The organism is Cupriavidus sp. GW823-FHT07B10, from assembly GCF_058794355.1.
Genome location: NZ_JBXAGS010000035.1, coordinates 1 through 22,563 on the forward strand (window position 1 = coordinate 1; position 22,563 = coordinate 22,563).

Sequence of the window (22,563 nt, forward strand, 5' to 3'; positions counted from 1 at the left end):
CCGCGGGAGTTCAGACGTGCGATGGCCTTATCAACCTAAGGGTGTGACCGTGTCCGGGGACACGGGGGCAAATCCAGCGATGAAGGAGTTCAACACTAGCTTCATCCCCGCTGCACAAGCAGTTGAGAAGGCAACGATTGACTTCGAAGGGACCAAGATAACGGTGGACTTATACGATCAGCAAGCCCTGACGCGGGCACTTCGCGACATTTATGCACGGTACAAGCAGGGATCGGCATTGCCGACGAAGCAACCGACTCGCGCAGCCGTAACTGCTAAAGCCAAGAAGACTCAATAGCAGCCCACCGTCGGCAGGGTAGCCGCTCGCCCTGAGACTGACGCCTCCGAGCGGCCGATGAAGGGGTGCTCCCCAACCACAGCTTGCATCCATCAGATGCGCCCTGACACTGACCCTTGCGGCGGGCAGCGTCGCAGGGATGTCGATCTGCGCTGCCGTGGAGAATGCGGCCGCGAACGCAGACGCGATTTATCTCAACGGCAAGGTACTGACGGTGGACGCCAGCAACCGCCCCGCGGAAGCGGTAGCCGTACGCAATGGCCGCATCCAGGCGGTAGGACGCAGGAGCGACATCGAGGCACTGGCTGGGCCGGGCACCAGGGTGGTCGATCTCAAAGGAAAAACCCCGACTCCCGGCTTCGTCGACGCGCACAGCCATTTCCTTGCGACCGGTGCCGCGGAGGCGTTCTCCGTCGACCTGTGATTCTGGCATCGTTGCGTGGCCTTGCCGTACTACATGTACTGTCTGCGGCCACCCTGGCACAGCGGCATGCCGATTGGAACAATTCGCCTCGCAATCCGAGTTCCCTGCTTCGCCCCCTAGCCAGAACCGCTTCGCTCCATTTTGATCGCGTCCCTCGTCCCTTCCACGCGTCCGGCGCATTGCGCCGGACGCAGCCCTTTCCCTCAATACCCGCGTGCTGGATCAATGATGTTGTCCGGCGCTTCACCAGCAGAAACCCGAATAATATTCTCCGCAATCTGCCTCGCCGCAGACGACGGAATCGCCACCGAAGCCAGGTGGGGTGTGATCAGCACATTAGGCATGCTCCACAGCGGATCCCCGGCAGGCAAAGGTTCGCGCTCGAAAACGTCCAGGGTTGCCCCGCCGATGTGGCCGCTTTGGAGCAGGTCCGTAAGCGCCGCCTGATCGACCAGTGCGCCCCGCGCAACGTTGATGAAGGCCGCGCCTCGCGGCAGCCGCTCGAGTCGCGCCCGATCCAGGATGCCAGCCGTCTGCGGCGTGAGCGGCAGCATCACGACGACAATGTCCGCCTGTCCGAGCACGGTGTCGAGCGTTTTCAGTCCGGCAAAGCATTCCACGCCTTCGATCTGCGCCGGGCTGCGCGACCAGCCGATCACCTTGAACCCCTGGCGCTGCAGTTCGTGGGCCGCTTTCGCGCCCAGCTGACCGAGCCCCAGTACCGCCACGCGGATGTCTTCCGGAGAACGGGGATGACGGTAGGCCCACTCACCCCGCCGCTGCGCCTGCTCGAAGTACGGGATGTCCCGGGCGTGCCGCAGCACGGAGAACAGCACGTATCCCGCCATCATGCGCGCCATCTGCGGATCCGTGAGCCGCGTGATGGGAATGCCTTGGGGAAGATCCTGCCGCTGAACCAGTGAATCAACCCCCGCCCCCAGATTGACGATCAGGCGCAGGTTCGTCATTTCGGCAAAGAAATTTTCCGGCGGTTTCCAGGCGAGCGCGTAGTGAATGTCGGCCGGCCGGGTGATTTCGCTGGAGTGAATGACTTTCAGGTTCGGGAGCTGGGCCTGGAGCGCGCGCTTCCACGTGTCGAAATCGTCGAAGGCGCTGTAGAAAGCCAGCGCGCCCGAGGGGGTGTCTTCAGAAATTGGCATCTTGGCAACTGCCTTGAGAATAATGGCAAGGACGGCAGCGAGAGTACATCCTGCTGCCGTTCCGCGTGCGCATGGAAATCAAACCGCTGCTCTGCCCTTCTGCACCAGCCGCGTGACGGCCTCGATGGCGAATTCGTAGCCGTCGCCGCCCAGCCCGGCGATCACGCCATCCGCCACCTTCGAGATGTAGGAGTGGTGGCGGAACGGCTCGCGCTTCCAGATGTTGCTCATATGGGTTTCGATGATCTTGCCGGGGAAAGACAACAAGGCATCGAGGATCGGAATCGACGAGTAGGTCAGGCCGGCCGCATTGATGATGATGCCGTCCGCCACGCCGCGCGCTTCCTGGATCCAGTCGACCAGCTGTCCCTCGTAGTTCGACTGCAAAAAGCGCAGGTCGGCATTCAGCGACGCGGCCTTTTGCTCGCATCGGGATTGCAGCACCGGAAAGCTGTCGCTGCCGTAGGTCTTGTTGGCGTCCAGGCCATAAAGATTGGCGTTGGGGCCGTTCAGGAACCAGATGGTGATTCTCTCGCTCATGTTCTGACCTCTGTATCTCAACCTTCGTGGGGGCGCGTGGCCAGCATGGCGGGCAGGCTTTGGAAAGCCTCATTCCAGCGTGCCGCGTTGCCGTATCGGGCGCGCCAATCGAGTTCGGGAAAGCGGAAGTCCAGATATCCCAGCGCGCAGCCAATGGTGATTTCACCGATGGTGGGCTGTTCTTCCACCAGGTCCGGTGCGATGGCGTCAATTGACTCGAGGCAGGCGCTGACTTTCGTCAGCAGCGCTTCGCGCCACGTGGGCCACTGGACTTCCTCGGGGCGCGCGGTCCGTTCGTAGCGCGCGAGCAGCGCGGCGTCGAGCAGGCCATCGCCGAGCGCCTGGCGGGTCAGGGCCGTCCACCGCGCGGGGCCGGAGGCGGGAAAGATGTCCGCGGCGTCTGCCCGGCTGGCCAGGTACTCGCAAATCACCCGGCTGTCATAGATGGCCTGGCCATTTTCGAGGATCAGCGTCGGGACTTTGGCGAGCGGGTTGTGGGCCGCGATGCGCGGGTCGCGCCGCACCGGATGGGCGGCGCTGTCCAGCAGTTCGATGGATTCGGCCTGCCCCGTCAGGTGTGCGCAGACCATGACCTTGCGCACGAATGGCGAGGTCGGAGCGAAAAGAAGTTTCAGCATGCTTGATTGGATGACAGGCTCTAGGGGATCAGGACCAGCTTGCCGAAGACCTTGCCGCTTTCCAGCATCTGGTGGGACGCGACCGCCTCCGCGAGCGGGAAGGTGGCGTGGATGCGCGGCTTGACCCGTCCGTTTTTCAGCAGCGGGATGACATGGCGGACAAGGCTCTGGGCCATCCGGGTCTTTTCGTAATGGCTCTGGGGGCGCATGGTGGACGAGTGCAGGCTCACCTGGCGCTGCATCAGCGTCAGCAGTTCGACATTGACCGCCGAACCCTGCATGAAGGACAGGCTGACATGGCGGCCGCCGAAGGCCATGGCGGCAAGATTGCGGCGGACATAGTCGCCGCCGACGATATCGATGACCACATCGACCCCGCGCCCATCGGTGTAGTCCAGGCAGGCCTTGGTGAAATCGGTGGTGGGCCAGCAGATCGTCGCATCGGCGCCCATGGCGCGCAGTTCCGGAAAACGGCTTTCGTCGTTGTCCGTGGCGATGACGGTTGCGCCGGCGGCATGCGCCATCCGGATCGCGAGCGTGCCGATACCGCCGGCTGCGCCGTGGATCAGGACGGTTTCACCCATGGTCAGGCGGCCCAGCTCGAACAGGTTGTGCCACACGGTGAACAGCCCCTCGGGCAAGGCGGCTGCCTCGGCATCGGAAAGCGTGCCGGGCACGATGAAGGACTGATCGACCGGCGCCGTACACCACGGCGCATAGCCGCCGCCGGGCACCAGGCTCATCAGCCGCTGGCCCATCAGCTGGCTGTCCACACCGGGGCCGCAGGCCACCACTTCGCCGCAGACTTCCAGGCCGAGCACGTCGGTGATTCCGGGCGCGGGCTTCGCGATACCTTGACGCTGCATGATGTCGGGCCGGTTGACGCCGGCGGCAAGCACGCGCAGCAGGACTTCGCCAGCACCGGGCTCGGGCATGGGGCGCTCGGCCAGCGTTAGCACACCGGCGTCGCCGGGTTCACGGGCGATGATGGCTCGCATGGAGCGAGGAAGACTGGTCATGGGTGTGTTCTCTCAGGCTGCGTTGTCTGACGCGTTGTGTTACGCCTTCGCGTTGCGCTCTTGCATCTGTTCTTACGTCCGCTTCTGCGGACTGAAAATGCTGACGCCCTCATCGGGCAGCGCAAGTCCCGCGACCGAGCCGATGGGCCATTGCTGCATGGCGCCCAGGCCCGCACTGCGCACCGTGACGACCTGACGGGCCGTCATCGGAATGTCCACGTCTATGAACGTATTGATGTGATCGCCCTGGTAGACGTGATTGATCACCGTGCCACTCAACACCGATTCGGCATGCAGATGCTCAAGCTTGATGTGCTCCGGGCGCACGTACACGTCCAGCCTTTCCCCATCGTGCGATGCGTCGGCCAGGCGGGCATGCGGGAAGCTGATGAGCCCCGAGCCCAGGCGCAGTTGCACATCCGTTGCCGTCTGGCCGTGATAATGAGCCGGCAGGATGTTCACGTCGCCCAGGAAGGACGCCACGAACGGGTCTTGCGGGTTCTGATACAGATCGGCCGGCGATGCGATCTGCCGAATGATGCCGTTCGACATCACTGCGATCCGGTCGGACATGGCCAGCGCCTCGCCCTGGTCGTGGGTGACGAATACTGTGGTCAGGCGCAAGCGGCGCTGGATTTCCCGGATCTCTACCTGCATGGAGCCGCGCAGGTTCTTGTCCAGCGCCGAGAAGGGCTCGTCCAGCAGCAGTACCTTGGGCTGGATCACCAGCGCCCGCGCCAGCGCCACGCGCTGCTGCTGGCCGCCCGAGAGTTCGCGCGGCTTGCGGTGCCCGAGGCCGTCCAGCTTCACCAGGTCCATCACCTGCTTCACGCGCTGTGCGATTTCGTCCTTGCCCACGCCCCGCATGCGCAGGCCATAGCCGATATTGCGCTCGACGGTCATGTGGGGAAAGAGCGCGTAGTTCTGGAAGACGATGCCGATCTGCCGCTTGTGCGGCGGCTCGCAGGTCACCGGCTGGCCATCGATGAAAATCTCGCCGGTGTCGGCTTCCGCAAAGCCGGCGATGAGGTTGAGGAGCGTCGTCTTGCCGCAGCCGGACGGGCCCAGCAGGGTGAGGAATTCCCCGCGTCGTATCTTCAGCGAGAGCTCGTGCAGCACGGTGTGGTCGTGATACTTCTTGACCACCCGTTCCAGGCTGACTGCGGTATCGGGCTGTGCGTGGGGTTGCTGTGCGGCAGGCTCGGAGTTGGCTACGTTCATAGGTGTACAGAGATTGAGGAGTATGCCGTGCTCCAGGCTTGGGCCCAATGACATCGAGGCCGAGCTGGTACTGGCAAGCAGGATAAGTCAAACAGCCAGTATCGGGACTTTGCCGAAACTGATGCGGTCCCTCGGAAAAAACGAAATGCCCGTTTTCAGGCGCAGGCGGCGCGGATGCGATGGCCGGGAACGCCTTGTGGTGCGCGGGTGCGGGGGGCAGTGCCGAACCCTTCGGCCCGCGCTTTACTTTTTCCTAAGTGCTGAGTTTGAAAAACGTGATTTTCAAACGAGGTCGGCTTCATCAAACTGGCCAACGTCGATGAGCGATGTCTCCAGGGCGCCAGTACGCCTTGCCGTCGAAGCTTCCGTGCCGGGGCGACTGACCGGGGCGATCATTCTTAGGAAATTCAAATGTCAGTGGAAAAAATCAACACCGTGGTGGTCGGTGCTGGCCAGGCGGGCATCGCGATGAGCGAGCATCTCGCGCACATGGGTGTGCAGCATGTCGTGCTGGAACGCAGCCGAATCGCAGAACGCTGGCGCTCGGAACGTTGGGATTCTCTGGTCGCGAATGGACCGGCCTGGCATGACCGTTTTCCCGGGATGAAATTCGAGGGCATCTCGCCGGAGACCTTTCCGTCGAAAGAGCGCATGGCGCAGTATTTCGAGAGCTATGCCGCCATGCTGAAGGCGCCGGTCCGTACCGGCGTGGAAGTCAGGCGGGTGGAACGGCATCAAGGGCGTCCCGGATTCAGGGTGACGACTTCCGACGGAATCATCGAGGCAGACAACGTGGTTGCCGCAACCGGCCCGTTCCAGAAGCCAGCCTATCCGAAGATCGTGCCTGAGAGCGAAAAAATCCGGCAGCTGCATTCCTCGGCCTACAAGAATCCGGGCCAGTTGGCGGAAGGCGGGGTGCTCGTGGTGGGCGCGGGCGCTTCCGGCTCACAGATCGCCGAAGAGCTGCGCCAGGCCGGCAAGACGGTTTATCTCTCGGTCGGCGAGCATTACCGCCCGCCGCGCGCGTACCGTGGCCGTGACTACTGCTGGTGGCTGGGCGCCCTCGGCCTGTGGGATGAAGTGAGGATCCGGCCCAAGAAGGCGCACGTCGCTTTCGCCGTGAGCGGCTATGAAGGCGGCAAGACCGTCGATTTCCGGCGCCTGGCGCACGCGGGCATCAACCTGGTCGGCCTGACCCAATCCTACAAGGATGGCGTCATGACATTCGAGCCAGGCCTGCCCGAGAACATCGCCGAAGGCGACCGCGCCTACTTCGACGTGCTGCGCGAAGCGGATGCCTATATCGAAGAGAATGGCCTGCCGTTTCCGCCGGAACCTGACGCCTGGGAGCTGCTGCCGGACCCGGAGTGCCTCAAGCACCCGATCCTCAACCTCGACCTGGCTGAAGCCGGCATCACCACGATCCTCTGGGCGACCGGTTTCAAGTTTGATTTCAACTGGCTGAACGTGAAGAATGCCTTCGACGAGAAGGGCGATCCGTTCCACAAGCGCGGCATCTCCGCGGAAAGCGGCATCTATTTCCTGGGCCTGCCGAATCTGGTCAACCGGGCGTCGTCCTTCATCTATGGCGTCTGGCACGATGCGAAATACATCGCTGACCATATCGTGCTCCAGAACGGATATATGACGTATGAGCGGTCTTGAGCCTGTTCCTGAGGCTGCACGGTGACCTGTCATTGGTAACGAGGTTGCACGCACGAGCTGCCGGATCGGGCGATCCGGCAGCTTTTGTTTTTTTCAAGGGAGTTCCCATGGCCGAGATGACGTGCATTGAAGACCTGCGCAGGCTGGCGAAAAAGCGCGTGCCGCGCATGTTCTATGACTATGTCGACGGCGGTTCGTGGACCGAATATACCTACCGTGCCAACGAGGCGGATTTTCAGCGTATCGAATTCCGCCAGCGCGTGGCGGTGGACATTACCGAGCGCAGCACCGCCAGCACCATGGTGGGCCAGCCGGTCAGCATGCCGGTGGCGATCGCGCCCACCGGGTTGACCGGCATGCAGCACGCCGATGGAGAAATCCTGGCCGCGCGCGCGGCGAAGCGGCACGGCATCCCGTTCACCTTGTCCACCATGAGCATCTGCCCGATCGAGGCGGTGGCGGAAGCGACCGGGCGCCATCCGTTCTGGTTCCAGCTGTATGTGCTGCGCGACCGGACCTTTGTCGAAAGCCTGATCGACCGTGCCAGGAATGCCAATTGTTCGGCGCTGGTGGTCACGATGGACCTGCAGGTCTTCGGCCAGCGGCACAAGGACAAGAAGAACGGTCTGTCCACGCCGCCCAAGCCGACCCTGCGCAACCTTGTGAACATGGCGAGCAAGCCGCGCTGGTGCATGGGCATGCTGGGTACCAGACATCGTCAGTTCGGCAATATCGTCGGGCATGCCAGGGGCGTCGACAATATCGGGTCGCTGGTGGAGTGGACTCAGGAGCAGTTCGATCCGCGTCTGTCCTGGCACGATATTGAATGGATCAAGAAGCGGTGGGATGGGAAGCTGATCGTCAAGGGCATCCAGGACCCCGAGGATGCGCAGCTGGCGCTGGCAAGCGGCGCCGATGCCATCATTGTGTCGAACCATGGCGGGCGCCAGCTGGACGGTGCCGCGTCATCGATCTCCACATTGCCGCGCATCGTGGAAGCCGTCGGGGATCGGGTGGAAGTCCATATGGATGGCGGCATCCGCTCGGGCCAGGATGTGCTCAAGGCCATCGCGCTCGGGGCGCGTGGCACGTATATCGGCCGCGCCATGATGTATGGCCTGGGCGCCCTCGGCGAGCTAGGCGTGACCACGGCCTTGAGCATCATTCAGAACGAGCTCGATCTCTCCATGGCGTTTTGCGGCAAGACGGATATCCAGTCGGTCGATCGCAGCATCCTGCTGACTTCATTTTGACAGCGTCCGTGAGGCGTCCGGGCCAAAGCTGGCCAGAATGCCAGGCTTATCGACAGAGAAATTCGACGAGGCCGGCCAGCATGCGGTCGCAGGCTTCGATCTGCGCCAGCTCCACATACTCGTCGGCCTTGTGTGCGACTTCAATGCTCCCGGGCCCGCAGATCAGCACTGGCGTTTGATTCCAGCTCTGCTGGAACAATCCACCCTCGCTGCCATAGTCCACCCTGGCGCATGGGGTGCCCGCGGGGAGCAGCGAGGCGAGCAGGCCGACAGCAGGCGAATCCTCGCGGGTGTTCAGGCTGGGATAGCTGTTCGTCATCTGGATGTCTGGCAACGGCGCCGCAGGATCCAGCGCCTCTTTTTTGACGCGCTCGGCCAGGCGTTCCAGGACGCGCTTCAGGATCTGCTCGGGTTTATCTTCCGAGACGTTGCGAATCTCGAAGCTGACTTCGCATTCGCTGGGCACGATGTTCAAGGCGCGGCCGCCGTGGATGACGCCGGCGTGGACCGTGCTGTAGGGCACGCCGTAGCCCTCCTCGCGCGGGCCGCTTTGCGCCAGTTCACGCTGCACGTCCCGCAGGGATGCGACGAGGTCGCTGGCCATGTGGATGGCGTTGAAGAACCTGGGCGCCAGGCCTGAGTGGCCGGCCTGGCCGCAGCAGACCGCCCGGTAGGCAGCCTTGCCCTTGTGACCGGTGCCGATCCGCATCAGCGTCGGCTCGCCGACAATGCACAGGTAGGGTGCGGGGAGGCTGTGCTCCAGGCGGCGCAGCAGGTGGCGCACACCTACGCAGCCGATTTCCTCATCGAAGGACAGCGCCAGCTGCAAGGGGCGCCGGAGCGGCTGCCGGGCGGCCGCCACCATGGCGGTGACGGCGCAGGCCACGAAGCCTTTCATGTCGGCTGTGCCGCGTCCGTAGATGCGGCCATCCCGGTGCGTTGCCTCAAACGGGGGTGAAGTCCAGGGCTGGCCTTCCACCGGCACCACATCGGTATGGCCGGAGAGCAGGACGCCCGGAACGCCCACCGGACCGACCGTCGCAAACAGATTGGAGCGGCTGTGGTCTTGCGGGTCGGGCGCGAGCATCGATTCGATGCCGGCTTCCGCCAGGATGTCCTGGACCTTGTGGATGAGCGCGATGTTTGGCGTCAGGGAAACCGATGCGAAAGAAACGAGCGTTTCCAGGAGAGAGACGCTTGCGGAGGAGGCTTGATTTTCCATCTCTGGCCCTTCTTGAGGGGGCATTGCCGAAACACGGCATGACCGATGCGGCTGGCGCTTCAGGACGCCGATTTCAGCGGCGCTGCTATATGGGGATCGAAGAAACTTGGAGCGCTCATTCCGGGGATGTATTGGTCGGAGATATAAGCGCGGCAGCGTTCCATGAAGATTCTCGTCAATCTTGACTGTTTCATCGGCTTGTAAGTCGCCAGGCCGAGCAGCATGGGCCGATGGGTACCGGCAAGGCGGACCCGCACCATGCGCTTTCCATCGAGCGACTGATCGGATTTGGGGCGCACATTGAAGAGTGCGTAGCCAATGCCGTTGGCGACCATGGACCGGACCACTTCCGTGGACTGCGAACGCGCCGCGATGTTCGGCGTCACGCCGGCCTTTTCAAACAGGGAGGTGAAATAGTCCCGGCTCATCGGCATATCGAGCAGGACGTAGGGTTCGGGCGCCAGCTCTTCGAAGGAGACGACTTTCTGCTGCGCCAGCGGATGGACCTCGCTCACCAGGACATAGGGCGGCATCGTCGCCAGGCTCTCGAACTGGATGTCGTCCTCAAGGTGCAGGTCGTAGGTGATCGCCACGTCGATCTCAAGCGCATGGAGCTTGTTCATCAAGACTTCCTGATCGCCTTCGACCATCTGCAGCTCGATTTTCTTGAACGCGCGCGAAAAGCCGAAGATGACCTCGGGCGCAATCATTGCCGTGAGCGACTGGAAGCTTCCCACCCGCAAGGTGCCCTGGATGACGTCGCTCGAATCGGAGGCGATTTCATAGAGTCGGGACGACCGTCCGAGCATATCTTCGCAGTGATGCAGGACCAGCTTGCCGATGGTGGTCAGGCCAATGCCCTTGGAAGAATGGCGCACGAACAGCTGCACGCCCAGTTCGGCCTCGATATGGGCGATCGCTGCGGAGATCGAGGGAGAGGAGATATGGATTTGCGTCGACGCAGCGGCAATGCTGCCATGCTTCGCCGTTGCGACGAAATACTCCATCTGGCGCAGGGAAATGCGATTGAGCATGTCGAGATCAGGAAAAGGGGAACGATCCAGTGTACTGGAGAAGGTTTGCCCTTTCGAGTGCCGGCTGCCTGACCGGCGCTGTCACGCTTCATTCGATGCGTCGGACTGGTCACAGGTTTCCGGGAACGCCAAAGCTGGGCGCCGCGCGGGGATCGAGCGCTCGCTTGACATAGTCCTTCAGTTGCGGCGCGTAAACCTGCCAGGCGGCATGGAGGGCCTCGACCGGGTCGTTTTCTACCCAGTCCAGGCGCAGATCCACGACAGGCCAGTTTTGCGCATCGTACACCAGCAGGCCTGCCGAGTGCACCGGACCTTCCTCGCCGCCGGCGGCCTGGCCGGCGAGCATGGCCTGCATCAGCCGTTCCGCGAGCGCGCCTTCGGTCTGCTCGAAGGCCGACAGCATGGCCTGGGGCACTTCACGCGTCGCCAGCATGTTGCCCGCGCATGCGGCATGGGTGCCGACCACGCTTGCCAGGGTGCCGAGCGCCCTGGCACCCGTGAACACCACTGGCGGGTTGTGCGCGTCGATGGCCATGAGCTGGCGATACTCGATATGGGGGCGCTTCTGCAGTTCCGCGAGGGCGCGTTCCGGCGTCAGGCCGCTGGCCATCAGGTCCAGGGCGAGGGGCCCCAGATCCGGGTCGGTAATGTTCTGGCTCGCGGCTGCGCCGACCCCTTTGCGGCCGCGGATGCAGCGCGAGGCAACCGCCGGTGACGAGGACGCCACGGCGGCGCCGAACTGGCCGCTGGCGGGGCACCGTGCAATGATGGAAAAGGTCATGGCAGCTCAGTCGGGGATGACAGCGGTGGCGTCGATCTCTACCAGCCACTCGGGGCGGGCCAGGGCCGATACGACGATGCCGGTCGAGACCGGGAAGACACCCTTCAGCCAGCGGCCCACGACGCGATACACCGCCTCGCGGTAGCGAGGGTCGATGATGTAGATCGTGATCTTGCAGATGTCCTCGAGCTCGCCGCCGGCTTCCTCGAGCAGCATCGCGATATTGGCCATGGCCTGCTCCGCCTGTCCGGCGACGTCCCCGATGCACACGCTCTCCGAGGTGTCGAGGTTCTGGCCGATCTGCCCTCGCAGAAAAACGGTACGGCCTCGCGCGACAACGGCCTGGCAAAGGTCGTTGTCCAGATTCTGTTCCGGGTAGGTGACTTTGGTGTTGAAGGTGCGGATGCGGGTATGCTTCATGGTCGATTCGGATCGATTCGGCAGGTGGCGGGAGATTGGGGGCGATGCACCCGACTGCATGGTCATGTGCAGCCGCTGGCGGCGCCATTTGTATTTTCCTGCCGGCCGTTTAGGAATTTCCGAATACCACCGAACCTCACACGACCGCTAACCTGCTCCAGACGGCGGAACCATCCACAACCCCATCGGGAAATGTGAGGCACCCCTACGAAAAAGCCGACTTGGCCGCCTGGTACGACTTTCACATCATAGGCTCCGTAATTCGAAGTCATTGCGTCAACGTCGTTGCGTCAGCAACGCGTCGCTGCTTGTGATTGCATTTCCCGGTGGCACGTTCAAGCGTATTTCCAGTTCTATCAGATGTTTATCTTTTCGATTGGGGGTTAGTAAATGACGATTCGCAAGCTTTTGGCACTTTGCGCGCTCTCCGCCACGCTTGGCAGTACGGCGGCATGGGCCCAGGAAGCCTTGGTGGTGAGCACCTGGGGCGGCAGTTTCCGCGACCTCATCGATGAAAGCATCGGCAAGGAATTCACGCGGCAAACCGGCGTACCGGTCAAGTACATCACGGGCGGCACCATCGACCGCCTGAACAAGGCGAAGCTTGCCTCCAAGCCCGAGAGCGACGTTACCTTCACGACTTCCCACGTCGGCTGGCTCTACGCCAACGGCAATCTCTTTGAAAAGCTGGATACGAGCAAGATTCCGAATTACAAGCATCTTGTCGAGCGCGCCAGGATCAGCCCGTATCACATCGGCAGCTGGGCCTATGTCTATACCATCGGTTATCGCGCCGACCTGGTGCCGCCCAGCGTCAAGTTCGAGAGCTGGAACGACCTGTGGAGCCCGGCCCTGAAAGGCAAGATTGGCGTGCCTGACTTCGATCCGAGCCATGTGGTCGCGGTTTCCGCCATGCTGTCGGGTGGCGATGCGCAAAGCTGGGAAAAGGGGCAGGACAAGCTCAAGGCGCTCAAGCCCAACTTCAAGGCGTTCTATACCAATGACGCCAATGCGCAGCAGCTGATCGCCACCGGCGAAACGCCCGTGCAGGTCATCCTGTCGATCAACGCCTATCACATGATCAGCCAGGGTGTTCCCGTCAAGTTGGTCACGCCCAAGGAAGGCGCTGTGCTCGGCATCGATACCATGGCCATCACGAAGGGCTCCACCAAGGCCGATCTGGCTTACAAGTTCATGAACATCGCCTTGTCCCCGGAAGTCCAGTCGAAGATCGTGGCCTTGAAGAAGGCCAGCCCCGTCGTCGACGACGCCAGGGTTTCGCCTGAAGACGCCAAGCTGCCCGGCGTGTTCACGACGAAGGAGCAGTGGGACAAGGCCATCCTCGTGGACCACAAGCTGCGCGCCGAGAAGACTGCGGAATGGCGCAAGTGGTTCACTGAAAACGTCATGAACTGAGCCCGCTAGCAAGAGTGTGGAGGGAGGGTCGCCGCGGCCATGCACCGCGCCGATCCTCCCTCGCCGATTGAGCATCTGGAATAAGGTTTAAGAATGCGCCCCGATTCACGAGCCTGGTTGGTCTCCCCGGCAGTACTTGTCGCGCTGTGCATCGCAGTATCGTTGATTGCGGTCCTGCAGTTCAGCTTCCGGGCGTATGTGCCCGGCTCCCTGGATGTCGGCGGATTCACGTTCGCCAACTTCAGCGACCTGACCAAGTCGATTTATCTCGACGCGTTCTCCAACACCTTGTGGCTGAGCGTGGAGACGACCGTGTTTTCGCTGCTGGTTGCGTACCCGCTGGCCTATGCCCTGGTGCGCGTCAGGAGCCGGGCGCTCAAGTCCTTCATCCTCGTGGTGTCCATCACGCCCCTGTTTCTGGGGGAAATCGTGCGGACCTACTCCTGGATCGCCGTCCTGGGCAGCAATGGCTTCATCAATGGCGCGCTGCGAAAGCTCGGCCTGATCGACTGGCCACTGGAACTCATGTTCACACACCTGGGCGTGCTGGTCGCGCTGGTGCACGTGACGATTCCCGTCGTGGTCCTGATGCTTGCCACGGCAATTTCGCATATCGACCGCGACTACGAAAAAGCCGCCCAGAGCCTGGGTGCCGGCCCGGTCAGGACCTTCCTCACGGTCACGCTGCCGCTTTCGATGCCGGGTATTCTGGCTGGCATCACAACTGCGTTCGCCTGGACCTTCAGCGCCTTTGCGACGCCTCAGATGATAGGCGGAGGCCGCGTGCCGACGGTTTCGACACTGGTGTACCAGCTTGGCTTCGCTTCCATGAACTTCCCGCTGGCGGCCAGCCTGAGTGTGATGGGCTTGCTGCTGACGGCCGCAGCGCTCTTTTCCCTGGGGCTGTTCACCAAGCGACTGAAAGTCGTTGGAGGACACTAAGAAATGAGAATCAAAAGCGCTTTGCCTTTGCCGCTGCGTGTCGCGGGCCCGCTGCTCGTCGCCATCCTGCTTGCATTCGTGCTGCTGCCGGTCGTGGTGGTGACGATCGCCGCCTTCAACGAAAAGGCGATCATCACTTTCCCGCCTGAATCCTATTCGCTGACATGGTTTGCACGCGTCTTCAGTTATCCGGATTTTCGAGATGGATTCCGCGCCAGCCTGGTCATCACCGGATGGTCCTCGTTGATTGCGCTGGTGATCGGGACCTGCCTGTCGATCGCCGTCAAACGGCTGGAATTCCCCGGCAAGCAGACGCTGCTGGCCATCCTGCATTCCCCGCTCGTGGTGCCGCACTTCACGCTGGGGCTGGGCCTGCTCATCCTGGTATCACAGGCCTCCATACACCGCTCATATGGCGTCGTCATCCTGTGTCACGTGATGCTGGTGCTGCCGTTCGTGCTGAAGAGCGTCTATGTTTCCATGGAAAACCTGGACGCAAGGCTGGAACAGGCGGCAGCAAGCCTCGGTGCGTCGCCGCTGAAGGTGCTTTTCACGATTACGATTCCACTGCTCGCGCCGGGGCTGTTTGGCGGCTGGTTGTTTGCGGCAATCATGTCGTTCAGTGAATTCACCGCATCGCTTTTCGTCACGACGCAAGACACGCAGACGCTGCCCGTTTCCATGTACAACTATGTGCGGGAGTTTGCCGATCCGACGCTGGCCGCGCTGTCAGTTGTCTATATAGCCGTGACGGCTAGCGTGCTTGCCTTTGCAAACTATTTCCTGGGCCTGGGGAAAATCCTCAATATCGAGGAAGGGCATTGACCGGCATGCGCTGCTGAAAGCCGCGCCAATGGCGGGCTGCCTCAGCGCGTGGCGGCGCCGCGGCACTCACTGCCACACAGGGGCGGCGTAGTCGGCAAAGCCCCCTTTTATGAGAACCTGTCTTGATGGCCACGTCCATGACGACGCTTCTGCTATTGCACGACGCCGCCGGCCGGATTTTCGTGGGCTAATGGATATGGTTCTGGCGCCTGCGGTGGCCTTGGCCGGCTCTTCACCCAAAGCCCAAACTCCCGCATCACCTCCACAACAGGCGCAAGGCGCTCGCCATCCTCTGTCAGTTCGTACTGCACCGTAACAGGAACAGTCGGAAACGCTGTTCTCTTCACCAGGCCGACTTCCTGAAGTGCTTTCAGGTCCAGGGTGAGCATGCGCTGCGAAATGTCTGGCATCTCTCTTCGCAGTTCGTTGAAACGCTTCGGCCCTTCGAGTAAGTACGAGGCGATCAGCAGCCGCCACCGGCCGCCCAGCAGGCGCATTGCTTCCTCTACCGAACATCCCGACACAGCCGTCTTCATGGAGCCTCTCAGTCATAGGTATAAAAAATGTACCTACACCACATTTTAGTGCCTTCTTCCCTTTCTATACCATCTTCAGCATCATTCGATCCATCAGCAAGGCACGCCGCTTTGCGATGACCTTTAGGGATATGAAATGAAGCTGTACTACATTCCGGGTGCTTGCTCGCTGTCGCCCCACATCGTGTTCAATGAATTGGGGCTGGACGTAACCCTCGCGAAGGTGGACTACAAAACTCACGAAACTGAAGACGGTCGCGATTTTTTCGAACTCAGTCCTTTTGGCTACGTCCCACTCCTTGAACTCGACGACGGCACGCGGCTGTGCGAGGGGCCGGCCATTGTTCAGTATCTGGCAGATATGAAACCCGAGTCGAACTTGGCCCCGGCGAACGGGACCATCGACCGCTATCGTCTGCAGGAGTGGTTGAGCTTCCTGACTTCCGAGATCCATAAGGGCTTCATTCCGCTGCTCTATGCGAGGCTGGCGGGCAAGTACGGCGTCGAGACTGCGAAGCCGAAGTTGGAAAGGCGTTACGCCTGGCTTAACGAGAAACTCGCCGGCCGCGACTATCTGATGGGTGACACCTACACTGTCGCCGACGCCTACCTTTATTCCCTAACCCAATGGGGCCAAGCCGAATGGCTTGAGTCGGTCTACAAGACCGACATCCACTTCGACGGCCTGGAGAACCTCAGGACCTGGTATCTCCGTATGCGGGAGCGGCCGGCCGTGCGCAAGTCCCTGGATACCGAAGGCCTCAGGTAAGGCTTCGGTTCACCTAAGAAGCCGCGTTCACGAGGCCAATGGCGGCTATGCGTTGGTAGCTGCCTAAATCAGCCGCGCCGTCTCCGCTCGCGCCCGTGCGTATTCCCCAGCCAGCACATCAACCAGCGCTGGCGCTGGTCGAACTGTGGGGCTTCGGGAATTCGTTCATCGGCTTCCTCCTGGTCGACGCGACGCTCAGTTCGGCCCGATGCCACGCGACAACACCTCGTGCGCCCATGTCACCGCCGCGCGCGCCGGCGCCTGGCCGGTCGACTCCACGCGTTGCGCCAGCCTGAGCACCCGTTCGCGGATGCCTGCCACTTCGTCGCGCAGGTCCGAGTCGTCGACACCGCCGAGGTATTCCCGGGCGCAACTCACGATGCCGCCGGCATTGATGAGGAAGTCGGGCGCATAGAAGATCCCGCGCTGGTGCAGGATGTCACCTTCGGCGAGCGAAGCGAGTTGATTGTTTGCCCCGCCGGCGATGGCCCGGAAGCGGCAGCTTTCGGCCACGGGCGGGGTGATGACGGCACCCAGCGCGCAAGGCGCGAATACATCGGCGTCGACGGCCGTGATGGCTTCCGGCGATACGACGCGGGCGCCAAACTGCTGTTGCGCCTGCGTCGTGCGGCCGGCGTCGATATCGGCCACGGTCAGGGTGGCGCCCGCTTCATGGAGACGGCGGCAAAGCTCCCAGCCCACCGAACCCAGTCCCTGGACGGCCACGGACAAGCCGGCGAGCGACTTGCGGTCCAGGCGATACAGCGCCGCCGCCTCGATGCCGACGAACACGCCGTATGCCGTCCACGGCGAGGGATTGCCGCCGAAGCCGCCGTCGCGCGGCATGCCGCTGACGTAGCGGGTCTCGGCCTGAACGGCACGCATGTCGTCCACCGTCGTGCCGACATCCTCGGCCGTAATATAGCTGCCTTGCAGCGACTCGATCATGCGGCCGAAGGCGCGGAAGAGTTGCTTGCGGTCGGTCTGCGCCGGGGAACGCAGGATCACCGCCTTGCCGCCACCGAACGGCAGCCCGGCGAGGGCGTTCTTGTAGGCCATGCCCTGTGACAGGCGCAGCGCATCGGACAGCGCGTCGGCTTCGGCGGGATAGGCCCAGTACCGGCAGCCGCCGAATGCGGGGCCCAGTCTGGTGTTGTAGATGGCGACGATGGCCTGCAGGCCGGATTCCGGATCGGTGGCGAGCGTTACGCGCTCGTGGGACAGGCCTTCGCCGGTGCCGAAAAGGCGGACAGCGGCCGCCGCGTGGGTACGGTCGTTCAACTTCTTCTCCATGACGTGGGGAATGCAAAGCTGTAGCTCTGCCTTCCTTGACACACCGCCTGGGTTGCAGTGCGGTGCGGCGTTGATGGGGCCTGGAGCCCCAATCCCGTTCGGCTGCGGGCGATCTTGTCGCGCCGGCGCCGGGTTGGCATCTTACCCAGTTTCTCGGTGCGGGCGGGGCTAGGGTTTTCGCTTACCCCAAGGTCGGCCTCCACATCCGCTTACCGTGTCTCGGGACTCTTACGGCTGGCACCGCGTGCTACCTGGCCACCGTGCAGCACCGCGTTGCGGCGCGCGTACAGGAAGTAGATCGACAGGCCGATCCCCAGCCAAATGAGGAAAGCGATCCAGGTCAGCGCTTGAAGGTGCGCCATCAGAAACAGGCAGAAGCCCACCGATAGCAGCGGAACCACCGGCACGCCGGGACAGCGGAAAGCTCTCGGCAGCTCCGGACGGGTCCGGCGCAGCACCAGCACCGCGATCGAGATCAGCGTGAAGGCGGAGAGCGTGCCGATATTGATCAACTCGGCCAGCACATTGAGCGGCATGAATGCGGCGATCATCGCGAACACGATGCCGACGGTCCAGGTGGCGAAATACGGCGTGGCGACGCGCTCAAGTTCGAGAAGTCGCCGCACCCCCGCAAGCCCTGCGTCCGGGCGCGCCTGGTCATCTTCCTTGATCAGGCGGACCGGCTGTCCGCCGAGCTTGCCGCCGCCTTGCTCAACGGCAAGCAGAAAGCCATGTATTGGTCGCGCCCGACATCGGCCGACGGCCCCGAAAGGGTGGCAAGAATGCCGACCTTCACTTCAGCACTGGCCAGCGCCGGCGCGAGCAGCGCCAGCGCGGCGGCGATTGCCACGCATTTCTGTTTCATGTCTCCTCCGTCGAATTGTCATTGCCCGTCAGGCACTCTATGTGGTGCCCGTGCGGACGCGAGCCTGAACGGCTCCCCATGTCAGGCGGCGAACGCCGCCCGTGGTATTGCCCTACTGCAACGATGTCTCCAGTTCGCCCAGTCCATCAATCCAGACGCGGATACTGTCGCCGCGCTTCAGGAAGACTCCCGATTCCATGCCAACGCCGGCAGGCGTCCCGGTGAGCAGCACATCGCCCGGATACAACGTGAGCCGCTCGCTCAAGTAGGCGATCTGCTCGGCAACCGTGTAAAGGTGATTGGACGTATTCGAGTTCTGCTTGAGTTCGTCATTGACCCAAAGCTTGATATCCAGCGCTTCAGGGGACGCCACGAAAGCCGCGGGAGTCAGGTAAGGACCGAGGGGACAGGAGCCTTCAAAGCACTTGTAGCCGATCCAGTCAAAGCGGAACGGCGAGCTTGCATCGACCTGCTCGCGACGCAGGTTGTCGCGTGCCGACAGGTCGTTGGCAATGGTGTATCCCGCTACACAGTCGAGCGCGTCGCCCGGCGAGATGTTGCGGCATGCCTTGCCGATCACCACCGCAAGTTCAGCCTCCCAGTCGAGCATTCGCGTGTGCGAGGGATAAGGCAGCGCCTGGCGGTGGGCGGACAGTGTCCCCCGGCCGGCCTTGATGAAGTGCCACGGCGATACGCCATCGGCCTTCGGATCTGTCGTCAGGTCCATATTGAAGGCCTTTGCCATGGCCACGACATGGTCGCGGTAGTTCGCCCCTGCCCCCATAGATGACACCGGGCTGGCTCAGCGGCGGCAGGAAGCGGATCTGTGCGGGCTCCATCGTCTCGGCGGCCAGCGGCAGTTGCGCAATGAAGCGCGCAATGCGTAGCTGCGCGGCGGGCCAGTCCTGCAACAGGCCGTCAACGGTGCCTGCGGCGAATTGCACATGCCGGCTGTCCGCGTGCACGCCGACGTTGATCGTGCCATCGCGGCCTTCGTAGTTGAACAGTTGATATTTCATTTCACCTCACTGGTTGGGGGGATTCTGGTGCTTACGTGTCCGCCAAACCAGCCGTCCTGGATGATGTCAATGTATAAACTGGCGTAATACCCGGCCAGAACGCGACCGGCACCGATGCGGCAGGCGCAAACGGCTCGACCGGGGCATGACGGCCGCCACTTCCTGCTGGACATGGCAATGAGCGTGGCCGCGCGCGCCAAGATTCGCAATGCACTAGCGAGGGGCTCGAAATTGACGGGGCTCCCGCCCGGCGAAAGCCGTAGGTGACCTCACTCGCACGGCTGGAGCGTGGCCTACGCGGACGTTCAGTCAGATGCTGGAAACCATCCGAGATGGGCTCGATCAGTCGACAGCACTGAACTGCGCAGATGTCGCATCTCATGCCTTCAACGGACATTCAACAGCCATGTTTGGGGGTCGGAGAAGGGTCGGTCGGCGACCGTCTGCGGCACAGTTTTCGAGGCACGCGTTGCAGCCCGACTGACGGAGACATCAGCGAAGATCTGCAGCGCGCGCAAACTGATTCTACCTTCGTTCGAAAGGAGATGATCATGGAGACGTCGAATTCACCCGTGACCCCGCGTGCGCCATTGAATAAGGGTAAGGTCACCGGACAAAAGCCGCCGCTGAAGCTCTGCGAGATCTGGGCGATTCGTACAAGGCTACAGATGTCGTCGAATCTTCGTGAGCTCGCACTGTTCAATCTTGCGATCGATAGCAAGCTTCGAGCGTGTGATCTCACAAGGCTATGCGTACGAGACGTTTGTCAGGGCACCCGCGTTAGTATCCGCGCGATGGTGATCCAGCAAAAGACGCATAGACCGGTTCAGTTCGAGATTACGGAGCAGACCCGCTCAAGTCTTGAGGCATGGATCGCCCATCACGGATTGCGCTCGTCGGATGCTCTGTTTCCGAGTCGGATTCACGCCTCGGCCCACCTGTCCACACGTCAGTACGCCAGGCTTGTACATCGCTGGATCGAGTCCATCGGCTTAGACGACACGGCGTACGGCACCCACACCATGGGGCGGACCAAGGCGTCGCTCATCTACCGTAGAACCAAGAACCTTCGCGCAGTGCAATTGCTGCTGGGCCACACGAAGCTGGAGAGCACGGTTCGCCACCTCGGTATCGAAGTCGACGACGCGCTTGAGATGGCAGAGCAGACCGAAGTGTGACAAACCTCTGGCCGGCGAGGGGGCGCTTGCCGGCCATCTACGGACGTTGGCTTATGCCGTAACGCCGACGCTCAAGCATCAGTTCCACCCGGCTATCGGACGCCTGTGCGGAAGCGCACATACTGTGACGAAGCTTTTCCATACCGTCTTCAACGTTGAAACCGCGCATCGCGGAAATGCACCGGAGACGATTTTGGCATCACTACTTTATGGTGCCGATTGGGCCGGCGGGCTGGTGTTGGCGGTCGGAATATTCATAAGTATCCTGATCGCCCTGGAGCTCGGCCGGCTGGTGTGGCAATGGCAGGTTTCCTCCGGTCGCGAACCGGAGACAACGGGCGTCAGCGCGGTCGCAAGCGCGATATTCGCACTGCTTGGGCTATTGATCGCCTTCACCTTTTCCGGGGCGGCAAGCCGCTTTGATATGCGGCGTACGCTGATCGTCCAGGAAGCCAACGATATCGGCACTGCTTACCTGCGTCTGGATCTGCTACCGCCACCAGCACGTAGTGAGTTGCAGGAGATATTCCGGCAATATCTCGATGCCCGGCTTGACGCCTATCGAGCCGTCCCTAACCGCAAACGCGTCGAGGCTTCCTTGGTACGTTCGGACGTGCTGCGTGAACGCCTCTGGACAAGATCCGTAACGGAGTCCCAGCGAACCGCTAGTACGGCGGCCACCATGCTTCTGTTACCAGCCCTCAATGCAGCATTCGACACGGCATCGACCCGACTCGCCGCAACAAAGGAACATCCACCCGTCGTCATCTTCGGCATGCTTTTCGCGCTTTGCTGGGTTGGGGCCTTGTTTGCGGGCTATGGCATGGCCAGCCGCAGTCCTCGAAGCTGGTTGCATGCGCTTTTTTTCGTGGCCTCGCTGACGGTGACACTCTATGTCATCGTCGACTTGGAGTTTCCGCGGCTGGGCATGATCCGCGTTGACACTTTCGATGAGGTGTTGCAGGAAGTCCGCAATGGAATGCGATGACCATTGACGCCAGGAAGCCTGCGCCCAGATGGTGCAAAGATGGTGGTCTGTGGAAATGTTAGATCTGTGACACGTTTCATAGCACAATTCTGTGCATGAAACGATCCTTGCATCCGACCCGGACCGTCGCCATGGGCTTCCTGCTGGCCATCATGGCAGGCAGCGTACTGTTGATGTTGCCTTGGTCACGCGTCGATGGCGGGAGCGCGCCCTGGCTCACCGCATTCTTTACCGCAGTCTCGGCGGTCTGCGTGACTGGCCTAGTTATCGTCGACACGGGAACTTACTGGTCCGGATTCGGCCAAGCGGTGATCATGGCACTGTTCCAGCTTGGCGGCTTTGGGATGATGACGGCCTCCACCCTTCTGGGCCTGATGGTCAACCGCTCGCTGCGATTGCGTGCTAGGTTGATTACCCGGGTTGAAACCCATACGATCAGTTTGGGTGACGTCACCGGCGTGGCGAAGCTGGTGCTGGTGGTGACATTGAGTTTAGAGGCGATCATCGCGGTGTGGCTAGCCTGGAGGCTGCATCTCACCTATTCCCTTCCTTGGCACGAAGCAGCGTGGATTGGTTTGTTTCATTCCATATCGGCCTTCAACAACGCCGGCTTCTCAACCCACGCAGACAGTCTTACACGCTATGCGGCCGATTTCTGGGTACTTGGGCCGGTGATGGTGGCAATCGTCATCGGCGGCATCGGTTTCCCCGTGCTGCAGGATTTGCGGAACAAGATTGCCGATCCACGCCGGTGGTCCCTGCATAGCAAGCTAACCTTGTCGGTTACAGGGGTGCTTCTCGCAACGGGTATTCTTGGCCTGCTGTTGTTCGAATGGAATAATCCAAGAACGCTCGGCGCCATGCCGACTGCAGGTAAGCTGTTGTCCGCGACATTTGCGTCCGTCTCCGCCCGTACCGCCGGATTCAACTCAATCGACATCGGCGCGCTAACTCATGAAAGCCTGGCGCTGCATTTTTTCGGTTCTTCACCGATTTCCGGGGAAGGCCGCCCGGATCTTCAAGAAGAAGTAGTGGTCATCACGGAAGCCATAGGCCA

At 61.9% G+C, this 22,563-nt stretch carries 24 protein-coding genes and 1 pseudogene; 11 read left to right on the plus strand and 14 right to left on the minus strand.

Features of this window, described 5'->3' with window-relative positions; all coding sequences use genetic code 11:
- Together AC1Q6V_RS34265 and AC1Q6V_RS34270 are read left to right on the plus strand one after the other, a co-directional pair.
- The coding region (locus AC1Q6V_RS34265) for a hypothetical protein (protein ID WP_492316746.1) at positions 1 to 298 on the plus strand (298 nt) is incomplete at its 5' end.
- 139 nt (positions 299 to 437) lie between these two features.
- Positions 438 to 722 carry an amidohydrolase family protein gene (locus tag AC1Q6V_RS34270; protein WP_454750889.1) on the plus strand — a complete coding sequence of 95 codons (285 nt, stop codon included), beginning with the start codon at positions 438 to 440 and terminating at the stop codon, positions 720 to 722.
- 203 nt (positions 723 to 925) lie between these two features.
- Here the strand turns inward: AC1Q6V_RS34270 and AC1Q6V_RS34275 are convergent, their stop codons facing one another.
- From AC1Q6V_RS34275 to AC1Q6V_RS34295, 5 genes are all read right to left on the minus strand, one after another.
- Positions 926 to 1,882 carry a 2-hydroxyacid dehydrogenase gene (locus AC1Q6V_RS34275; protein ID WP_454750890.1) on the minus strand — a complete coding sequence of 319 codons (957 nt, stop codon included), beginning with the start codon at positions 1,880 to 1,882 and terminating at the stop codon, positions 926 to 928.
- A 78-nt stretch (positions 1,883 to 1,960) separates the two neighbouring features.
- The gene (locus tag AC1Q6V_RS34280; protein ID WP_454750891.1) at positions 1,961 to 2,422 is read right to left on the minus strand and encodes a type II 3-dehydroquinate dehydratase; all 462 of its coding nucleotides are present in this window, start codon (positions 2,420 to 2,422) and stop codon (positions 1,961 to 1,963) included.
- A 17-nt stretch (positions 2,423 to 2,439) separates the two neighbouring features.
- Entirely contained in the window at positions 2,440 to 3,060 is a 621-nt protein-coding gene (locus AC1Q6V_RS34285) for a glutathione S-transferase (protein WP_454750892.1), read from the minus strand.
- 20 nt (positions 3,061 to 3,080) lie between these two features.
- Positions 3,081 to 4,079, minus strand: a complete 999-nt coding sequence (locus tag AC1Q6V_RS34290; protein ID WP_454750893.1) for an NAD(P)H-quinone oxidoreductase — start codon at positions 4,077 to 4,079, stop codon at positions 3,081 to 3,083.
- Between the two features lie 72 nt (positions 4,080 to 4,151).
- The gene (locus tag AC1Q6V_RS34295; protein WP_454750903.1) at positions 4,152 to 5,300 is read right to left on the minus strand and encodes an ABC transporter ATP-binding protein; all 1,149 of its coding nucleotides are present in this window, start codon (positions 5,298 to 5,300) and stop codon (positions 4,152 to 4,154) included.
- Positions 5,301 to 5,711: 411 nt separating this feature from the next.
- Between AC1Q6V_RS34295 and AC1Q6V_RS34300 the strand changes: the two genes are divergently transcribed.
- Entirely contained in the window at positions 5,712 to 6,965 is a 1,254-nt protein-coding gene (locus tag AC1Q6V_RS34300; protein ID WP_058698830.1) for a flavin-containing monooxygenase, read from the plus strand.
- Between the two features lie 107 nt (positions 6,966 to 7,072).
- Entirely contained in the window at positions 7,073 to 8,218 is a 1,146-nt protein-coding gene (locus AC1Q6V_RS34305) for an alpha-hydroxy acid oxidase (protein WP_454750894.1), read from the plus strand.
- Positions 8,219 to 8,264: 46 nt separating this feature from the next.
- On the opposite strand, the gene argE is transcribed toward AC1Q6V_RS34305, so the two are convergent.
- From argE to AC1Q6V_RS34325, 4 genes are all read right to left on the minus strand, one after another.
- Positions 8,265 to 9,440 carry an acetylornithine deacetylase gene (gene argE, locus AC1Q6V_RS34310; RefSeq protein WP_058698832.1) on the minus strand — a complete coding sequence of 392 codons (1,176 nt, stop codon included), beginning with the start codon at positions 9,438 to 9,440 and terminating at the stop codon, positions 8,265 to 8,267.
- 59 nt (positions 9,441 to 9,499) lie between these two features.
- On the minus strand, positions 9,500 to 10,474 hold the full coding sequence (locus AC1Q6V_RS34315) for a LysR family transcriptional regulator (RefSeq protein WP_010812546.1): 975 nt from the start codon (positions 10,472 to 10,474) through the stop codon (positions 9,500 to 9,502).
- Between the two features lie 109 nt (positions 10,475 to 10,583).
- Positions 10,584 to 11,255, minus strand: a complete 672-nt coding sequence (locus tag AC1Q6V_RS34320; RefSeq protein ID WP_454750895.1) for a DUF1028 domain-containing protein — start codon at positions 11,253 to 11,255, stop codon at positions 10,584 to 10,586.
- 6 nt (positions 11,256 to 11,261) lie between these two features.
- Complete coding sequence (locus AC1Q6V_RS34325; protein WP_454750896.1) at positions 11,262 to 11,675, minus strand: RidA family protein; 414 nt, start codon at positions 11,673 to 11,675, stop codon at positions 11,262 to 11,264.
- A gap of 390 nt (positions 11,676 to 12,065) precedes the next feature.
- On the opposite strand from AC1Q6V_RS34325, the gene AC1Q6V_RS34330 reads away from it, so the two are divergent.
- The 3 genes from AC1Q6V_RS34330 (at position 12,066) to AC1Q6V_RS34340 (ending at position 14,858) form a co-directional block, all read left to right on the plus strand.
- On the plus strand, positions 12,066 to 13,091 hold the full coding sequence (locus tag AC1Q6V_RS34330; RefSeq protein ID WP_439669666.1) for an ABC transporter substrate-binding protein: 1,026 nt from the start codon (positions 12,066 to 12,068) through the stop codon (positions 13,089 to 13,091).
- A 93-nt stretch (positions 13,092 to 13,184) separates the two neighbouring features.
- Positions 13,185 to 14,033 carry an ABC transporter permease gene (locus AC1Q6V_RS34335; RefSeq protein ID WP_011616607.1) on the plus strand — a complete coding sequence of 283 codons (849 nt, stop codon included), beginning with the start codon at positions 13,185 to 13,187 and terminating at the stop codon, positions 14,031 to 14,033.
- A gap of 3 nt (positions 14,034 to 14,036) precedes the next feature.
- Positions 14,037 to 14,858, plus strand: a complete 822-nt coding sequence (locus AC1Q6V_RS34340) for an ABC transporter permease (RefSeq protein ID WP_011616606.1) — start codon at positions 14,037 to 14,039, stop codon at positions 14,856 to 14,858.
- Positions 14,859 to 15,010: 152 nt separating this feature from the next.
- Here the strand turns inward: AC1Q6V_RS34340 and AC1Q6V_RS34345 are convergent, their stop codons facing one another.
- Positions 15,011 to 15,394 (minus strand): winged helix-turn-helix transcriptional regulator, encoded by a 384-nt coding sequence (locus AC1Q6V_RS34345; protein WP_454750897.1) that lies wholly within the window; start codon positions 15,392 to 15,394, stop codon positions 15,011 to 15,013.
- 136 nt (positions 15,395 to 15,530) lie between these two features.
- Between AC1Q6V_RS34345 and gstA the strand changes: the two genes are divergently transcribed.
- A complete protein-coding gene (gene gstA / locus AC1Q6V_RS34350; RefSeq protein ID WP_439672412.1) occupies positions 15,531 to 16,163 on the plus strand; it encodes a glutathione transferase GstA in 633 nt (210 codons plus the stop codon).
- 195 nt (positions 16,164 to 16,358) lie between these two features.
- Here gstA and AC1Q6V_RS34355 read toward each other — a convergent pair whose 3' ends face one another.
- From AC1Q6V_RS34355 to AC1Q6V_RS34370, 4 genes and pseudogenes are all read right to left on the minus strand, one after another.
- Positions 16,359 to 17,456 carry a Leu/Phe/Val dehydrogenase gene (locus AC1Q6V_RS34355; protein ID WP_454750898.1) on the minus strand — a complete coding sequence of 366 codons (1,098 nt, stop codon included), beginning with the start codon at positions 17,454 to 17,456 and terminating at the stop codon, positions 16,359 to 16,361.
- Positions 17,457 to 17,665: 209 nt separating this feature from the next.
- Positions 17,666 to 18,052: pseudogene (locus AC1Q6V_RS34360) on the minus strand (amino acid permease C-terminal domain-containing protein); the annotation flags it as partial.
- A gap of 74 nt (positions 18,053 to 18,126) precedes the next feature.
- Positions 18,127 to 18,306: a hypothetical protein gene (locus AC1Q6V_RS34365; RefSeq protein WP_143010773.1), complete on the minus strand. Its 180-nt coding sequence runs from the start codon at positions 18,304 to 18,306 to the stop codon at positions 18,127 to 18,129.
- 127 nt (positions 18,307 to 18,433) lie between these two features.
- On the minus strand, positions 18,434 to 19,066 hold the full coding sequence (locus tag AC1Q6V_RS34370) for a fumarylacetoacetate hydrolase family protein (RefSeq protein ID WP_492301315.1): 633 nt from the start codon (positions 19,064 to 19,066) through the stop codon (positions 18,434 to 18,436).
- A gap of 825 nt (positions 19,067 to 19,891) precedes the next feature.
- Here AC1Q6V_RS34370 and AC1Q6V_RS34375 point away from each other — a divergent pair.
- From AC1Q6V_RS34375 to AC1Q6V_RS34385, 3 genes are all read left to right on the plus strand, one after another.
- Positions 19,892 to 20,518 (plus strand): tyrosine-type recombinase/integrase, encoded by a 627-nt coding sequence (locus AC1Q6V_RS34375; protein ID WP_454750900.1) that lies wholly within the window; start codon positions 19,892 to 19,894, stop codon positions 20,516 to 20,518.
- A gap of 124 nt (positions 20,519 to 20,642) precedes the next feature.
- Positions 20,643 to 21,506: a bestrophin-like domain gene (locus AC1Q6V_RS34380; protein WP_454750901.1), complete on the plus strand. Its 864-nt coding sequence runs from the start codon at positions 20,643 to 20,645 to the stop codon at positions 21,504 to 21,506.
- A 95-nt stretch (positions 21,507 to 21,601) separates the two neighbouring features.
- A partial coding sequence (locus tag AC1Q6V_RS34385; protein ID WP_492344775.1) for a TrkH family potassium uptake protein occupies positions 21,602 to 22,563 on the plus strand: 962 nt, incomplete at its 3' end.

Excerpts from the sequence above, each read along its gene's own strand:
- AC1Q6V_RS34270 (WP_454750889.1), top strand. The coding sequence starts at position 438 with ATGTCGATCTGCGCTGCCGTGGAGAATGCGGCCGCGAACGCAGACGCG.
- AC1Q6V_RS34275 (WP_454750890.1), bottom strand. The coding sequence starts at position 1,882 with ATGCCAATTTCTGAAGACACCCCCTCGGGCGCGCTGGCTTTCTACAGC.
- AC1Q6V_RS34280 (WP_454750891.1), bottom strand. The coding sequence starts at position 2,422 with ATGAGCGAGAGAATCACCATCTGGTTCCTGAACGGCCCCAACGCCAAT.
- AC1Q6V_RS34285 (WP_454750892.1), bottom strand. The coding sequence starts at position 3,060 with ATGCTGAAACTTCTTTTCGCTCCGACCTCGCCATTCGTGCGCAAGGTC.
- AC1Q6V_RS34290 (WP_454750893.1), bottom strand. The coding sequence starts at position 4,079 with ATGACCAGTCTTCCTCGCTCCATGCGAGCCATCATCGCCCGTGAACCC.
- AC1Q6V_RS34295 (WP_454750903.1), bottom strand. The coding sequence starts at position 5,300 with ATGAACGTAGCCAACTCCGAGCCTGCCGCACAGCAACCCCACGCACAG.
- AC1Q6V_RS34300 (WP_058698830.1), top strand. The coding sequence starts at position 5,712 with ATGTCAGTGGAAAAAATCAACACCGTGGTGGTCGGTGCTGGCCAGGCG.
- AC1Q6V_RS34305 (WP_454750894.1), top strand. The coding sequence starts at position 7,073 with ATGGCCGAGATGACGTGCATTGAAGACCTGCGCAGGCTGGCGAAAAAG.
- argE (WP_058698832.1), bottom strand. The coding sequence starts at position 9,440 with ATGGAAAATCAAGCCTCCTCCGCAAGCGTCTCTCTCCTGGAAACGCTC.
- AC1Q6V_RS34315 (WP_010812546.1), bottom strand. The coding sequence starts at position 10,474 with ATGCTCAATCGCATTTCCCTGCGCCAGATGGAGTATTTCGTCGCAACG.
- AC1Q6V_RS34320 (WP_454750895.1), bottom strand. The coding sequence starts at position 11,255 with ATGACCTTTTCCATCATTGCACGGTGCCCCGCCAGCGGCCAGTTCGGC.
- AC1Q6V_RS34325 (WP_454750896.1), bottom strand. The coding sequence starts at position 11,675 with ATGAAGCATACCCGCATCCGCACCTTCAACACCAAAGTCACCTACCCG.
- AC1Q6V_RS34330 (WP_439669666.1), top strand. The coding sequence starts at position 12,066 with ATGACGATTCGCAAGCTTTTGGCACTTTGCGCGCTCTCCGCCACGCTT.
- AC1Q6V_RS34335 (WP_011616607.1), top strand. The coding sequence starts at position 13,185 with ATGCGCCCCGATTCACGAGCCTGGTTGGTCTCCCCGGCAGTACTTGTC.
- AC1Q6V_RS34340 (WP_011616606.1), top strand. The coding sequence starts at position 14,037 with ATGAGAATCAAAAGCGCTTTGCCTTTGCCGCTGCGTGTCGCGGGCCCG.
- AC1Q6V_RS34345 (WP_454750897.1), bottom strand. The coding sequence starts at position 15,394 with ATGAAGACGGCTGTGTCGGGATGTTCGGTAGAGGAAGCAATGCGCCTG.
- gstA (WP_439672412.1), top strand. The coding sequence starts at position 15,531 with ATGAAGCTGTACTACATTCCGGGTGCTTGCTCGCTGTCGCCCCACATC.
- AC1Q6V_RS34355 (WP_454750898.1), bottom strand. The coding sequence starts at position 17,456 with ATGGAGAAGAAGTTGAACGACCGTACCCACGCGGCGGCCGCTGTCCGC.
- AC1Q6V_RS34370 (WP_492301315.1), bottom strand. The coding sequence starts at position 19,066 with ATGGCAAAGGCCTTCAATATGGACCTGACGACAGATCCGAAGGCCGAT.
- AC1Q6V_RS34375 (WP_454750900.1), top strand. The coding sequence starts at position 19,892 with ATGGAGACGTCGAATTCACCCGTGACCCCGCGTGCGCCATTGAATAAG.